The organism is uncultured Kordia sp., assembly GCF_947489565.1.
In the GTDB taxonomy this organism is placed as follows: Bacteria; Bacteroidota; Bacteroidia; order Flavobacteriales; family Flavobacteriaceae; genus Kordia.
In genome coordinates this window covers 19,159-34,569 of record NZ_CANLEA010000002.1, presented here as the reverse complement: position 1 = coordinate 34,569, position 15,411 = coordinate 19,159, and the positions used below count along the sequence as shown (strand labels likewise).

At 32.2% G+C, this 15,411-nt stretch carries 15 protein-coding genes; 6 read left to right on the top strand and 9 right to left on the bottom strand.

Translation table 11 applies throughout. The features are described from left to right. Positions 1-18 precede the first annotated feature (18 nt). Positions 19-1,191 carry a 2-isopropylmalate synthase gene (locus Q0845_RS02930; RefSeq protein WP_298508881.1) on the bottom strand — a complete coding sequence of 391 codons (1,173 nt, stop codon included), beginning with the start codon at positions 1,189-1,191 and terminating at the stop codon, positions 19-21. A 158-nt stretch (positions 1,192-1,349) separates the two neighbouring features. Here Q0845_RS02930 and Q0845_RS02925 point away from each other — a divergent pair, with 158 nt between their 5' ends. Then, positions 1,350-2,894 (top strand): hypothetical protein, encoded by a 1,545-nt coding sequence (locus tag Q0845_RS02925; protein WP_298508877.1) that lies wholly within the window; start codon positions 1,350-1,352, stop codon positions 2,892-2,894. A gap of 297 nt (positions 2,895-3,191) precedes the next feature. Here the strand turns inward: Q0845_RS02925 and Q0845_RS02920 are convergent, their stop codons facing one another. From Q0845_RS02920 to metG, 5 genes are all read right to left on the bottom strand, one after another. Then, positions 3,192-4,202 (bottom strand): TlpA disulfide reductase family protein, encoded by a 1,011-nt coding sequence (locus Q0845_RS02920; RefSeq protein ID WP_298508875.1) that lies wholly within the window; start codon positions 4,200-4,202, stop codon positions 3,192-3,194. Between the two features lie 369 nt (positions 4,203-4,571). Continuing rightward, positions 4,572-5,087 carry a ferritin gene (locus Q0845_RS02915; protein ID WP_298508872.1) on the bottom strand — a complete coding sequence of 172 codons (516 nt, stop codon included), beginning with the start codon at positions 5,085-5,087 and terminating at the stop codon, positions 4,572-4,574. A gap of 104 nt (positions 5,088-5,191) precedes the next feature. After that, a complete protein-coding gene (locus Q0845_RS02910; protein ID WP_298508869.1) occupies positions 5,192-5,713 on the bottom strand; it encodes a GNAT family N-acetyltransferase in 522 nt (173 codons plus the stop codon). A 26-nt stretch (positions 5,714-5,739) separates the two neighbouring features. Continuing rightward, on the bottom strand, positions 5,740-6,666 hold the full coding sequence (locus Q0845_RS02905; protein WP_298508866.1) for a hypothetical protein: 927 nt from the start codon (positions 6,664-6,666) through the stop codon (positions 5,740-5,742). Positions 6,667-6,688: 22 nt separating this feature from the next. Beyond that, positions 6,689-8,737, bottom strand: coding sequence for a methionine--tRNA ligase (metG, locus tag Q0845_RS02900; protein ID WP_298508862.1), 2,049 nt, complete (start codon positions 8,735-8,737; stop codon positions 6,689-6,691). 225 nt (positions 8,738-8,962) lie between these two features. Here metG and Q0845_RS02895 point away from each other — a divergent pair, with 225 nt between their 5' ends. Next, entirely contained in the window at positions 8,963-9,853 is an 891-nt protein-coding gene (locus Q0845_RS02895) for an LD-carboxypeptidase (RefSeq protein ID WP_298508859.1), read from the top strand. Here Q0845_RS02895 and Q0845_RS02890 read toward each other — a convergent pair. Further along, a complete protein-coding gene (locus Q0845_RS02890; RefSeq protein ID WP_298508856.1) occupies positions 9,850-10,638 on the bottom strand; it encodes a class I SAM-dependent methyltransferase in 789 nt (262 codons plus the stop codon). The two genes, Q0845_RS02895 and Q0845_RS02890, sit on opposite strands and share 4 nt — an antisense overlap. Before the next feature lie 161 nt (positions 10,639-10,799). Between Q0845_RS02890 and Q0845_RS02885 the strand changes: the two genes are divergently transcribed. Both Q0845_RS02885 and Q0845_RS02880 read left to right on the top strand, forming a co-directional pair. Next, positions 10,800-11,159, top strand: a complete 360-nt coding sequence (locus Q0845_RS02885; RefSeq protein ID WP_298508853.1) for a YraN family protein — start codon at positions 10,800-10,802, stop codon at positions 11,157-11,159. Between the two features lie 84 nt (positions 11,160-11,243). After that, positions 11,244-11,903, top strand: a complete 660-nt coding sequence (locus tag Q0845_RS02880) for an aspartate kinase (RefSeq protein WP_298508850.1) — start codon at positions 11,244-11,246, stop codon at positions 11,901-11,903. Positions 11,904-12,552: 649 nt separating this feature from the next. Here the strand turns inward: Q0845_RS02880 and Q0845_RS02875 are convergent. Together Q0845_RS02875 and Q0845_RS02870 are read right to left on the bottom strand one after the other, a co-directional pair. Continuing rightward, positions 12,553-12,723, bottom strand: coding sequence for a hypothetical protein (locus tag Q0845_RS02875; RefSeq protein ID WP_298508847.1), 171 nt, complete (start codon positions 12,721-12,723; stop codon positions 12,553-12,555). A 123-nt stretch (positions 12,724-12,846) separates the two neighbouring features. Further along, positions 12,847-13,029: a hypothetical protein gene (locus Q0845_RS02870; RefSeq protein WP_298508844.1), complete on the bottom strand. Its 183-nt coding sequence runs from the start codon at positions 13,027-13,029 to the stop codon at positions 12,847-12,849. A 205-nt stretch (positions 13,030-13,234) separates the two neighbouring features. Here Q0845_RS02870 and Q0845_RS02865 point away from each other — a divergent pair, with 205 nt between their 5' ends. Continuing rightward, positions 13,235-14,929, top strand: a complete 1,695-nt coding sequence (locus Q0845_RS02865) for a helix-turn-helix domain-containing protein (protein WP_298508841.1) — start codon at positions 13,235-13,237, stop codon at positions 14,927-14,929. 99 nt (positions 14,930-15,028) lie between these two features. Next, the gene (locus tag Q0845_RS02860) at positions 15,029-15,268 is read left to right on the top strand and encodes a hypothetical protein (protein WP_298508838.1); all 240 of its coding nucleotides are present in this window, start codon (positions 15,029-15,031) and stop codon (positions 15,266-15,268) included. Positions 15,269-15,411 lie beyond the last annotated feature (143 nt).

The following is a 15,411-nucleotide window of genomic DNA, read 5'->3' as shown; positions in this document are numbered from 1 at the left end:
TATAAAGTTTTCTTTGACTTATGCATACATGCGTTTGTCAATAGTACTCATTTTTATGATTTGATGAATGTCTGTGTCGGTAACTTCTTTGTGCTTATCTGCAAAGTTTAAAAAGTCGCTATATACGGTATCCAATTCGCGTTTTGTAAGATTGTATCCAACATTCTTAGCTCTGTATGCCAATGCTGCACGTCCGCTTCTTGCCGTCAATACGATTGAAGAAGTAGCGGCACCAACATCTTTTGGATCCATGATTTCGTAGGTTTCCCTATTTTTAATGACACCATCTTGGTGAATTCCTGAACTGTGTGCAAACGCATTTGTTCCTACAATAGCTTTGTTAGGTTGTACAGGCATTCCCATGGTATCAGAAACCAATTGACTCATTTCAGTCAACATTTTTGAATTGATATTCGTATTTAAGCCTAAGTATGGATGTTGTTTTAAAATCATCGTTACTTCTTCTAAGGAAGTATTTCCTGCACGTTCCCCAATTCCATTGATGGTACATTCTATTTGTCGCGCACCATTGATGACTCCTGCAATAGAATTTGCTGTAGCCAATCCTAAATCGTTATGGCAATGACAGGAAAGAATCGCTTTGTCGATTCCAGTTACATTTTCTTTTAAGTATTTTATTTTTTGTCCGTACTCTTCTGGCAAACAATAGCCAGTGGTATCTGGAATATTTAGTACAGTTGCGCCAGCTTTAATGACAGCTTCACAAACTCTGGCCAAGAACTCATTGTCGCTTCTTCCTGCATCTTCTGCATAAAATTCAACATCTTCTACAAAAGATTTTGCGTATTTTACTGCTGCAACTGCACGTTCAATAATTTGTTCTGGAGTTGCTTTAAATTTATGTTTCATGTGCGATTCAGAAGTTCCGATTCCTGTATGGATTCGCGGACGTTTTGCATACGTTAAGGCTTCTGCCGCTACTTTGATATCGTTTTGCACAGCTCTGGTTAGTCCACAGACTGTAGCATTTTTTACTAGTTTTGCAATGGCTGCTACCGATTGGAAATCACCTGGACTTGATACAGGAAATCCTGCTTCAATTACGTCCACTCCTAAGATGTCTAATTTGGAAGCGATCATTAGCTTTTCTTCCGTGTTGAGTTTACAACCTGGAACTTGCTCACCATCTCTTAAGGTAGTATCAAAAATATAGACTCGATTTGAACTCATAAATTAAAAATTTGAGTGTTTATTTCTTTTTATTCATACGAATGTATACTTTGTATTTCCCAAAAGGAATGATAAAGCATTCTGTTTTACAGTGCTAATTGCATTTATTTTTAGGGTAAATAACTGATAGTAAATTATTTATAGAATAGTTTTTTACAATGCCAAACTCACAAAAGGAATCTTTATTTGTATTAATCAAATCGTTATCAAAATCTGAAAAACGACAATTTAAGTTGTATGTAGGACGATTTGAAGGCAATGTGAATTCTAAATTTTTAGCCTTGTTTACGTTCTTAGAGAAAAGTCAAACGTATGACGAACAAGCCATTTTAAAAAAGAAGATTGTCACCAAGCAACAATTGTCAAACTTAAAAGCCAATTTATACAAGCAAATTTTAAGAAGTTTGCGCTTAAATCCTGCACAACATAATATCCGAATTACCATTAGAGAACAGCTAGATTATGCCACTATTTTGTATAATAAAGGTTTGTATACACAAAGCTTAAAATTATTGGATAAAGCCAAAATATTGGCGTTGGAACATGAGGAGAAAAATGTTGCGTACGAAATTGTGGAGCTAGAGAAAGTGATAGAAACACAATATATTACGCGAAGCATGTCGAGCAGAGCCGATGAACTTTCTGCAGAAGCAAAAGAATTGAGCATTCAAAATGCATTGACAAGTAAACTGTCCAATTTATCATTAGAATTGTACGGTTTGTTGTTAAAAGTGGGTTATGTAAAGGATGAAAAAGATTATGAGGAAGTTACCACCTATTTTCACGATCGATTGCCAAAAATAAACCTTGAACAACTTGGATTTCGAGAGAAGTTATGGTTGTACAAAGCGCATTTGTGGTATAGTTTTTTGACACAAGATTTTCTGTCGAGTTATAAGTTTTCTTATAAATGGGTAGAGTTGTTCAATCAAGCACCAAAAATGAAAGAAATTCATCCGGTGTTTTATTTAAAAGGGAATCACTATTTGTTGGAATCGTTGTTTTACATTAAACATGAAGTGAAATTTAAAGAAGTATTGCTTCAATTAGAGCATGATATAGAACACAATATTATTCCGCAGAACGATAATACCAAAGTATTGAGTTTTTTGTATGTGTATATGAACAAGCTGAATTATCACTTTTTGACAGGAACGTTTAGTGATGGATTGCATTTGGTAGCGGAAGTCAACGAACGTATAAAAACTTTTGAAAATAGAATTGACGAACATCACGTTATGATTTTTTATTATAAGATAGCGTCCTTGTATTTTGGTGCAGGCGATAATAAAAATTGTATTGAATATTTGCAGAAAATCATTCGAAATAAATCCTTGAAAGTACGAGAAGATTTGTTGTGTTTTTCACGAATCTTGAATTTGGTAGCGCATTATGAATTAGGATTGGATTACCATTTGGAAACACAGTTAAAGAGTACATATAAGTATTTGTTGAAAATGGACGATTTGCATGAGGTTCAGAAAGAAGTGATTAAGTTTTTACGAGGTTTAGGCAATATTTATCCGCATCAAATTAAGAAAGCTTTTGAAGCCTTACATGCCAAATTGAAACCTTTTGAAGACGATCCGTACGAACGCAGAGCCTTTTTGTATTTAGATATTTTGTCGTGGCTGGAAAGTAAGATTGAAAACAAACCTGTTGCTGAGATTATTCATGAGAAAGCGAAGTTGTTGTTGCGATGAGATTTTTAGACGCGCTTTGCTTTTAGAATGTTAGAATTGGCTTCGCCTCTTAGAATTTTGATGCTTTAAAATACTTATAAAGAAAATTAGCAGCTTCCTTATTCAAGAATATAATTTGATCTTTAAACTCATTAGATAATGAGTCGAAATTCTCTGGCGATCCAAGACACGTGCAAACGTTTGGTCTTTCTATCTTGTGTTCTTTTATATTTTTGAAATCGATCATCTAATTGTAGCTAAAAGTTGTGACTATTACTAGTTGCGAGTTTTAGTAATAACCATTGTTAGACACAGTTATTATTTTATTTCGAGTTTGGTTTTTATTTCGGATAATGAATTTGTGTAAATAACAATATCTCTGTTTTTGTCTAGCAGTATATAAGTTGGAAATATTCGAATTTCTAAATTGTCAGTTAGACTATTAGTTTTTTTCTCTATATAGTTTGTCCAAGGAAGATTTTTTGATTTTAGATATTTTTTCCAAGTTTCAATCCTATTTTCTTGGTCGCTCGATAAACTTACAATTTTTGTTTTTTTGTTCTTGAAATCAGTAATTAAACTTTTAATTTCTATATGATCTTTTAAACATGGCGGACAAGCTGTATGCCAAAAATCGAGAAGTAGATATTCATTATTATCAATTAAGATTCTATTTTCTTTATTTTCTAGGTCAAAAAACGTAAAATTAGATAAATTGATATTGCCACTATTTAGTTTAGATTTTAAAGTTTTTATTAATAATCCAGCAGTATAATGGCTTTTCAGACTTTCAGGTTGTAAATTGATTATATCCTTAAGTTGAGAAAGAACTTCTCTTTTACTTTGATTTTTAAACAAGATATTTAATCCAATAAAATAAGAAAATGGATTGTCAATATTTTTATCTAATTCTTTAAATAGAAACTTGGTGACTTCTTCATCTGTTGCATTAGTCTCAGTTAAATTTTGATATCCAGTTTTATAATTAACTGTTTTATTAAAAATTTCAGAACCAATGACGTCAATTTTTAAGGATTTTGATTTTAGAGATATGTTGATGTCAATGTTACCTCGGTCAAGCCAAACTCTTTCTCTGAATAAAGTATCTTTAGTCTTAATGTCAAAAAAATACTCTTCAATTAAATCATTTTGAAAGACAAGAGAGGTACTTTTATTGAAATTATGAAGTATGCTTCCTCTGAAGTTTCTAAAATCGACTGATTCTATTTTTTCATCAGATTCGATTTTAATAGATAATTTTAGATCAATTTCTTGGCTGAATACTAAGTTTATAAAAAGGAGAGATAATAAGTGTAGCGTAAATTTCATTTCAATCTGATGTTAGTCATGCTTAACATGTACATAACAGGAATTCCTGTTATTTCTAGGATAACTAAGTCTATTTTCTTTTTAGTTATTTTTAAAACTACGGTTTTCTTAGTCAACGTCAACAATCATTTTTAAGTTTAAGATGTAATTAACATGAAAGGATATTCTTTTACTAGTAAACTGACTGTTTTTGGAGTTTTTAATACGTCATTGCGAGGAGTTGGCGACGTGGCAATTTGTTTCTATAGTAAAAGATAGCTTCACTACGTTCGCTATGACGTTTCTAAGTGTGTTCTTGGAAATATGAAAAACAAAAAAAGCGATTGAAAAACTTTCCAATCGCTCTTATTATATTATAAAATAGGTGTTTTATACTGCTGGACCAGTAGACGGTTGTACGGTAATTGCTTGTACATCTCTGTCAAATAAGTACAATCCACCTTTATCGTCACCAATCAAGTTGATTTTATCTAAGATAGTACGTGCCAACGCTTCTTCTTCAATTTGTTCTGCAACATACCATTGTAGGAAGTTGTGTGTAGCGTAATCTTGTTCTTGCAAACTGATATGTACTAAATCGTTGATGCTTTTTGAAACTTTTACTTCATGATCAAACAGTTGTTGAAACATTTCTTTTAGCGAACCATATTCTAATGGTGGTTTCGATAATTCTGAAACGACAGCATGTCCTCCGCGTTCGTTTACATATCTAACAAATTTCAGCATGTGTTGACGTTCTTCATCAGAATGCATATACATAAATGATGCTACGCCTTCAAAACCTTGCGTTTCTGCAAAGCTTGCCATGGCTAAATATATTTGTGAAGATTCTGCTTCTATTTTGATTTGCGCATTTAACGCATTTTCCATTTGTTTTGATAACATAACGAGTCTTTTTTGAGATATGTAAAAATACGCATAAGATGTGAGTTTTACTTACACGTATGATAATTTTAATTTATTCTAACTAAAGGAATATTGATGAGTATTTACTTTTTTAATTCATAAACACTATTGTCTGCATTGTCTGGGTCTATTTTACCTTCAATTAAAGTAAATCCATTTTTTTTGAGAAGTTTTTTTGAGCTTTCATTTTGACGATGTGTGTAAGCTTCAATCAAGTCTAAGTTCAATTTTTGGAATCCAAATTCGATGATACCTTTCAGTGTTTCGTTCATGATTCCTTTTCCTTGATGTTTTGGATGTAAATCGTATCCGACTTCGGCAGTTTTCTTATCTTCAGAAAAGTTCCATAAACAAATACTACCAATCATTTCAGAAGCATCTTTTTCAGTTATTTTCCAATAGTACAACAGCTGATTGTCAATTCCGTTGTTTATTTTTTCAATAAAAGCCAATGCTTTTTCTTTGGTTTCTGCACTTGGTCTTTTTACAAATTCATTGACAGTTTTATCGGAACGCAAGAAAGAAATTATTTCCCAGTCAGCGTTTCCTAATCTTTTGAGTAGCAATCGTTCTGTTTGTATTTCAGGAAAATTATTGTCAATCATTTTTTTTGAATTTGTGAAGTATGTTTTTATTCCAGTTCATCAATTTCGATACCGATAAACCCTTCAATTATTTTTTGTTCTTCTGCACTTTTTGATTTTATTTTTTCAATATCAATATAGCCTAATTCGTCATCTTCATAGTGATATTTCAATACGGTTTCTAGTGCCAAAGGATCTGCATTTAAAAAGTTGACATACGCTTCATATTGTGTTGCAGAAGGTTCTTTGATTTCCGCTAACATATCTCGCATAGCGTACGTTCTGTCGCTTGTTGGCAAGGTTAAACCGCAACTTTTAGCTTCTACAGCAAATAAAGTATATAATTGATGTTCTAAATAAGTCACAAAGTCGCAATGTACCTTATCCGTATAAGCAGCACTGTGATCTTCTCCAAAGGCAAGATACGGATTGCTATTTTCTTCAGACAACACCATACAAGTATCATAATACGTATTGTAATAGTCTAGGAAAACCAGCATTCCACCGTTATTTTCTTTCAAATCTTCAGCGTATCCTGTGTAATCAAGATCGCCCATGACATTTACTTTGTATGGACTTAAGATGTGACTTAAAGGCAAGAGACACAAATTTCCTTCAAATCCATCAAAATCATAATCGGCAGCAATGAATTGATCAACAGATGCGTTGGTGATTGTTTTTACTTCAATTTCAGACGATATTATATTGGAATGCCAGATAATATTTAGTCCATTACTGATTTTGTAAAACTCTCGGATATACTCTGTAAACTTAAAACTTACGTCTCCTTCCTCAGAAAGTTCAAGTGCAATATCTGCTTCAACAGCATCTATTTCACTATCGGAAAGTCCTTTGTATTGAGTGAAAATAATTTTATCAACTAATGGACTACTTTCTAAATTTTTAATCACTTTTTCTAATCGCAAAAAATAGTTTTTCGCCCATTCTTTTGCTGAAAAATCAAATTCACTCATCGTTTATATATTGTAAAAATGCTTAGTTTATAGTTTCTCCGTTTTTCACATTATCTTCATCTGGATTGACAAAGACCAATTTACCTTCTGGCGTTTCGGTCATTAAAATCATTCCTTGACTTTCTACTTTGGCAATGACTCTTGGTGCTAAGTTGGCTAAAACTGTTACTTTTTTGCCAATGATTTCTTCTGGTGTAAAACTTTCTGCAATTCCTGAAACAATGGTGCGTTTGTCCAAGCCTGTATCAACAATAAGCTTTAAAAGCTTTTTTGTTTTGCGAACTTTTTCTGCTTCAATAATAGTTCCTACGCGTAAATCTAACTTTGTAAAATCGTCAAAAGTAGCCGTTTCTTTTTGTGGAACTACTTCTTTATTGGCAGCTTCATTTGCTTTTTTAGTTGCTTCTAGCTTGTCCAATTGCGCTTGAATTTCTTTGTCATCTATCTTTGCAAATAATAATTCGGCAGGATTGATTTGATGTCCTGTGGCAATTAGAACATCTTTTGTCGGAATATCATTCCAACCTAAATCAGTATCAAGTGCTAAAATATTCTTTAGTTTTTTTGATGTGAATGGTAAAAATGGTTCTGATAATACCGCTATCGCAGCAGCAATTTGCAATGCTACATACATAATTCCTTTTACAGCTTCAGGATCTTCTTTGATCTTTTTCCAAGGTTCATTGGCTTGTAAAAATTGATTTCCTAAACGTGCCAAGTTCATTAGTTCTTGACTTGCTTCACGAAAACGGTAGCGCTCAATAGAACTTGCAATGACTGCTGGAAAATGCTTTACTTGTTCTAATTCTGTATAGCTTCCTGTATATTCTGGAACACTTCCATCGTAATATTTATGTGTCAATACAATTACACGATTGATAAAGTTTCCTAAAATGGCAACCAATTCGCTATTGTTGCGTGTTTGGAAGTCTTTCCAAGTAAAATCGTTGTCTTTAGTCTCAGGAGCATTCGCGGTCAATGCATAACGCAATACATCTTCTTTTCCAGGAAAATCTTCTAGATATTCATGCAACCAAACGGCCCAATTTTTAGAAGTAGATAATTTATTTCCTTCTAAATTCAAGAATTCATTTGCTGGAACATTGTCTGGCAAAATATAATCACCATGTGCTTTTAACATTGATGGGAAAATGATACAGTGAAATACAATATTATCTTTTCCGATAAAGTGAACCAACTTGGTGTTTTCATCTTTCCAATATGGTTCCCAATCTTTTCCTTCGCGTTCAGCCCATTCTTTGGTCGCCGAAATGTATCCAATAGGCGCATCAAACCAAACATACAATACTTTTCCTTCGGCACCTTCAACAGGAACAGGAATTCCCCAATCTAAATCACGCGTTACCGCACGTGGACGCAAACCATCATCAACCCACGATTTTACTTGTCCGTGGACATTAGGTTTCCAATCTTTTTTGTGTCCTTCTACAATCCATTCGTTTAAGAAATCGCTGTATTTATCTAAAGGTAAAAACCAGTGTTTTGTTTGTTTTAATGTCGGTGTATTTCCTGTAATTGCCGATTTCGGATTGATCAATTCAGTTCCGCTTAATGAACTACCGCAGTTTTCACATTGATCGCCATAGGCTTCTTCATGATTACATTTTGGACAGGTTCCTACCACAAAACGATCTGCTAAAAACTGATTGGCTTCCGCATCATACAATTGCTCGGTTACTTCTTCGACAAACTCTCCATCTTCATATAATTTCTTAAAGAAATCAGACGCAGTTTCATGATGAATTTCCGCAGAAGTCCTAGAATAATTATCAAACGAAATTCCAAAATCTTCAAACGATTGTTTAATGATTCCGTGATATTTATCAATAATATCTTGCGGCGATACACCTTCTTTCTTTGCACGCATCGGAATGGCAACACCATGTTCGTCACTTCCGCACATAAAAGCAACATCATTGCCTGTTAATCGTAAGTAGCGTGCATAAATATCAGCAGGTACATACACACCAGCCAAGTGGCCAATATGAATAGGTCCGTTGGTATACGGTAAAGCTGCAGTAATGGTATATCGTTGTTTATTTTGACTCATTTCGTTTATTTTCAATTCAATAAGATTCGATTTTCATCATAGATTTAAGTCGAAAACCGTGTATTTAACGTGCAAAAATACGTATTTACGCCACAAATTTTAAAGATTTCAGCAGTAATAATTCTGTGAACTATCACAAGAACGATGATTTTTGCAGATAATCTAAAAATGAATTTTGTTTTTCTCGAAATCTATGGACTATATTTTTTCTATTACTTTTAATATATGAACCAACCGAAACCACTACACAAAGGCGCAACTGTAGGTATTTTGTCGACAGCGCGAAAAATCTCTATTGCAGAGATAGAAGCTGCTATTGAGCTACTACACAGTTGGGATTTGAAAGTTGTTCTTGGAACAACAATCGATCTTGAAGAAAACCAGTTTGCTGGTGATGACATGACACGTGCTATGAATTTTCAACAATTTATGGATGATGATAGTATTGATGCAATTTGGTGTGCTCGCGGCGGCTATGGAACCATTCGTATCATAGATCATTTAGATTTTTCAAGATTCATTCAAAAACCAAAATGGATTATTGGCTATTCTGATATTACCGTTTTACATGCTATAGGACAACAATTACAGTTTGAAACAACACACGCCACGATGCCTATTAATGTTTCAAAAAATAGTACAGCATCTTTAGAGAGTTTACGAAAAGTACTTTTTGGCGAAAGCTTACAGTATAAGATTCCAACTGTAAATTATAATAAAAAAGGAAAAGCAACCGGCGAACTTATTGGCGGAAACTTGAGCATGTTGTACAGTATGACAGGTTCAAAATTGTCGTTGGATACTACGGGGAAAATTTTGTTTTTAGAAGATTTGGATGAATATCTGTATCATGTTGACCGAATGATGATGAATTTGAAACACAACAAGTATTTTGAAGGTTTGTCGGGATTAATTGTTGGAGGAATGACAGATATGCATGATAATTCGATTCCGTTTGGGAAAAATCCGCATGAAATTATTTTGGATGTTACTTCAGAATATGATTTCCCAATATGTTTCGATTTTCCAGCAGGACATGTAAATGACAATCGCGCTTTGATTTTTGGAAAAAAAGCACAATTGGAAGTCGCTTCAGAAGTAAAACTCAGTTTTTAACTTTCTTTTTGACTTAGCAAGAAAAGGTAATCGCCAGTACGATTTTCGTATGATTTGATGATATTTTTAATTTCTCCAGAAGCAATATCTTTTTCAAGTTGTGCCAATCCTTTTTGCACTTCATCTTGATGTGCTAAGTGTGAGAATGAAGAAATTCCGTTGCGAATCGTTGCGTCTAAATACATGCTCGGATTTTGTTTTCCAACATATAAAAAATGATCTTTCAAATCGGGTTGAATAAAGTATCTTTCTGTAAAAATATCTTTAAAACCAGCAGCTTCCATCGCTTTGCTTATTTTTTCTAACGATGGCATTTGTTGCATAGAGTCTTCCATCATTTTAGGGAAATAATGATTTAGCCAATAGCCTTTCATTTGTTCGGGCGTTGCCGTGAAGAATACAATATTTGTATAATTTTTCATTACGCGAAATAATTCTGAAAACCCTTTTTGCAAATCGTTCCAATGATGTAACGTCAGTGTTCCAATAACACCTTCAATACTATTACTTTCTGTTGGAATATTTTCGGCAGTTCCAAGTTTCCAAGTAATTTCTGGATGATTTATTTTTGCTTTGTCAAGCATTTTTTGAGAAGGATCTACACCTATAAATGTTGTTTCCTTATTGTGAAGTTTTGAAGTATAATTTCCTGTGCCGCAGCCAATATCTAAATACCAACCTTTATGGATTGGATTTAAGTGATACAGGAGTCGTTCTACTATAAAAGGATCGGCTTTTCGGGTGTCGTTGTATCCTTTTCCAATATGATCGTATTTTGCTTCCATATTGTTTCGGTTATTTAAGTACCAATGTAGCAAATATGATGGATGATTTGCAATGCTTTATCATCACAAAAATTGATACAGGTATGTAGATATTCAGGTGGCTATTGTTGATTTTCCTGATTAAGATACGTATTTTATATGAAAAATTTACAAACGAGTTCATGGCAACACATAATGAATTAGGAATTGAAGGCGAAAAACTAGCTGTTAACCATCTTAAAAGTAAGGGATACGAGGTTTTGGAGACAAATTATCGGTTTCAAAAGGCAGAAGTAGATATCATTGCACAAAAAAATGACACACTTGCTGTTGTAGAAGTAAAAACAAGAACTTCGGATCATTTTGGGAATCCTGAAGAGTTTGTCAACAAAAAGAAAATTAATTTATTGGTAAAAGCGATAGATAATTATGTCAATGACAACGATTTAGATGTGGAAGTGCGTTTTGACATTATTGCTATTTTAATGCAAAAAAGTGATGTCACAATAAATCACATAGAAGACGCATTTTATCATTTTTAAAAAATACTGTTGTAATTATAACAAATTGTTTTGAAAAGAACTTTTCGGTTCGTACTTTTGTAGTCTACTAAAATAATAGACTAAATGAAGACAATTTCATCGATTGTAGAAGAATATATAAAAACTAAGCCATTTTTATCAAGCGCCTTATCACAAGGAATCATCAATTTAACCTCTTTATCACGATTGATCAAACCTGAAATAGAACATCAGTTAGGAAAAGAAGTGAAAAATGGAGCTATTGTAATGGCTTTAAAAAGATTGTCATCGGAATTAGAATTTCGTGTGACGCATCGTGTATTAAAATTTGTTCGCAATATTGGTGAAATTACCGTTCGTTCTTCCTTAAACGATTATACATTTAAAGTATCGGAAACGTTATTGAAGAGTCAGGCAGCATTTATGTCTGAAATAGAAAGCTTGAATACCGTTTTTTATACATCATCACGAGGAGTAAACGAATCCAATATTGTAGTAAGTAATGAAGTTGCTGAATTGGTAGGAAAGATTTTTAAGAATGAAATTTTACTCGAAAAACAAGAAAATCTATCTTCAATTACGGTTAAGCTTCCAAAAGACAATGTAAACGTACCAGGAATTTATTATTTCATCTTTCAAAGATTGTCTTGGGAAGGTGTCAATATCTATGAAGTGATTTCTACCACGAACGAATTCACTATTTTAGTGAACGATGAACAGGTAGATAAAGCATTTACCGTAATTAAAAACTTGAAATCACTTTAATACACATGTTGAAAATCTTACAAGCGTACGTATCTGATTAAAAAACAGGTATTTTTACGCTAAAGAACTTCAATATTAATTCAGAAATTTGTTTAAGTAGAAATATATTTTCACTATTTTAGATTTATATAAGAAGAGTTTAGCCAACTATTTTTATAATTCATAAAGCAGAAAGTGTATTAGCTACACTATACGTTACCCCTAACGCCCACTTTATTATAGATTCTGTTAGAGAATCAATTAAGAAGACTATATATAGATTTCGATGATAAGTATCGATACAGGTATTTTATGCTATTTTTTTACGAATAGTATATGCCAGTATAAGTATTGAATATTAGAAACGAAACTGTTTATAGAAGCAGTGATATATGATATATAAAAGTTTGCGTGGAAGAATTGACAATTTCTGTTTAGTAGGTAGATAAATCTTAGGGCTATTTTCGAAAGAAAAAAAGATTTATCAGATTTGAAATTAACAAACTCTTTACGTAATTTTAGTTTTACGAGAAATCCCGCTCCTATCAGAGAGCGGGATTTTATTATGTACAGGGTTGGTAATTTAGTAAAACAATACATTCAAAATTGTTTCAATAATGCCTATACATAGAGAGAAAGTCATGTTACAATGAATTTCTTTAAGATCTTTTTAATAGTGACAAGGATTTGGTCGCTTAGATTTTTTCACAGGACATTTGCAACAAGTTTCAAGACAAGGTCCATGTGTTGATTTTGCATCATCTGCTGCGCCTCCAATTATATGAAATGCAGCAATAGATTTCTTCTTAAGATTTAAGCTTTTTAAATTTTGTTTTTTCATAATATTCGTGTTTAAGATTTAATTAAGTGTGTAATAAATAAATCTGTCTTTCAGATAGTTGCGCAAATCTAAAATGTGTTCTTTTTTAACCACAGTCTATCATAGAAAGACATTTTTAAAATATTATCTACATGCGCGGCACCAAGAAATAAAAGTTACTACAACTGAACCTGCTGAATCATCTTCATCACATATTAATACTGATTCTATAGTACAAGCACCACTTCCTCCGTGGATAGTTGAAGAGTTAAAAGATGAAATTGATTTCTTGTTTAACTTTAACGATTTAAGATTTTGTTTTTTCATAATAATAATATTTTGAGTTATATTTATTTGTTGTGAACTACTCACAAGAACAAAACAATGATTAAATTGATTACCAGTCAATTAAAGCAAACCACGATTCCTTGAATTTCGCCTTGAATTCCGTGAATTGCGAGAAAACTAGCTATGGAAAACTGTATATCCAATATGCTTTTCGGTTATATTTGTTAGAAATATTTCCTGATTTATGAGAAAGTTACTCCTGTATGTATTTTTATTTTTGATTGGAACTACTGTATTTGCGCAAAAGCAAGAAGATTTATTGAAAGAGTTTAATACATTAAAAATAAAACTTAGAGATACAAGTATCAATTCTGAAACAATCAAAACACTTGCGAAAGATTATTTGAAGAAAGCGAAAAAAAGTGGTGAGAAACGTTTTATTGGAAGAGGTTATTACTTGTTTACAATTAGGAATACTGATAAAAAGGAAAAACTTCAATATTTAGATAGTACTATTTATGCTACAAAAGACGTAAAAAGTGATCCTGTTTTTCCAGTGCAGGCATATATGTTTAAAGGATTTTTATTATCTGGATCAAACGACTATGAACAAGCTTTGGATTATTTCGTATTGGCAGAATCAGTAGCCAAATTCAAAAATGATCTTAGTTCTCAATATTATATAAAATACAATATTGCTTTATTAAAACGCTTTTTGGGAGAATATAAAGAAGCAGAAGCCTTATTTCTTGAGTGTAAACAGCATGAGAAATCTTCAAAAGACATCAATCAAAAATCTTATCTAAAGACGTTGTTTCAATTGTCTTCTATTTATTATGAAACAGCGCAAGTAGAAAAATGTAGTCTGATTAATGTAGAAGGAATTCAATTGGCTAAAACGCTAGGTGATGAAAAGAAATATTATTCTTTTGTGGTAAATGAAGGGATCAATCTAAATGTAAAAGGAGAGTATCAAGCTTCTATTGATAGTTTAGAAAAAGGATATCAATATTTACCAACAAGCGATCAACAAGTAGCTGATTTTTACTTGGGAAGAAGTTATTTTTTATTAGGAGAAAAAGAAAAAGGACTTAATTATTTTAAAAAAGTAGACACAACTTTTAATCAGACAAATGATTTGTATCCTCCATTAATAGGAGCATACGAATATTTGATTAATGATAGTAAACGTCGAAATGATAAAGAGTCACAATTATATTACACAAATCAATTATTGAAAATAGATAGTATTCTTGATAAAAACTACAAGTATCTTTTAAATACAATTGTAAAAAAATATGATATTCCAAGGTACGTGTCAGAGCGAGATGATACCATTGAAGAACTAAGAAAAGAAAATGAACAAGTAGTTGAAGACAAAAAACATACAATTCTTATCAGTATTTTAATTAGTGTTTTGGCACTTGGAGGATTGTTGTATTACTATCGTTTGAAAAAAGTATATGAAAAGCGATATAATGCTGTTATGAAGTCATCAAAAGCAATTATTGAGGAAGAAATTACGGTAAAAGACACAAATTTAAAACCTATTTTGGCTGTTGGGATAGATGAAGACATTGTTGAAGATGTTTTAAAAAATCTACAAATATTTGAGAAAGGAGAAGCTTATCTTACCAAACAAATTAGTTTAAAGGATGTAGCAAAAATTGTAAAAACCAATTCTAAATATCTATCGAAAATAATTAATGTATACAAAGACAAGAACTTTGCAACGTATATAAATGACTTACGAATCGACTATTTAGTGAATCATATCCAGCACAATACTAAGTATCAAAAATATACGATTCGGGCTACGGCAGAAGAAATTGGATTCACAAATTCTGAAAGTTTTTCTAGAGCATTTCAAAAAAAGATTGGTCTCAAACCTTCTTATTTCATCAAAAAAGTGCGTGAAAGCGAGCAAAAGAATCCTTAATTCGCGGAATTAAGGATTCTTCAGCGTTTTTTTTAATCGTTTTTTTATTTTGAATATCTATGTTTGAACACATTCAAAAATTTTAAAAATTATTATAAGATGAGAGAAAACAAAAAAGTATTGAAATTCAGAAAGTTCAAAATAGCAAATTTACAAGTTAAAGGAGTTGTTGGTGGAACAAATAGTAACCCATGTGTGCACACAGAAACTCACCAACCAACTCCAACAGTTGATGAATATACTTGCCGTGTATCAGAACGTTACCACGCAAGTGACTGTACTAAAGGAGAGTTTTTAACCGATGAAGACGTATCAGATTGTAGACTTCCAGGTTTATAATAAATACGATAAAAAGCAGAAAAGGCAGAAAAGTATCAGTACTTTTCTGCCTTTTCTATGTAAAATGGGTATTAAACATATAAAAACACACTGATTTTTAGCTACAATTCATTGAATTGTCGTAAAACTTGCAATTAAAGGGA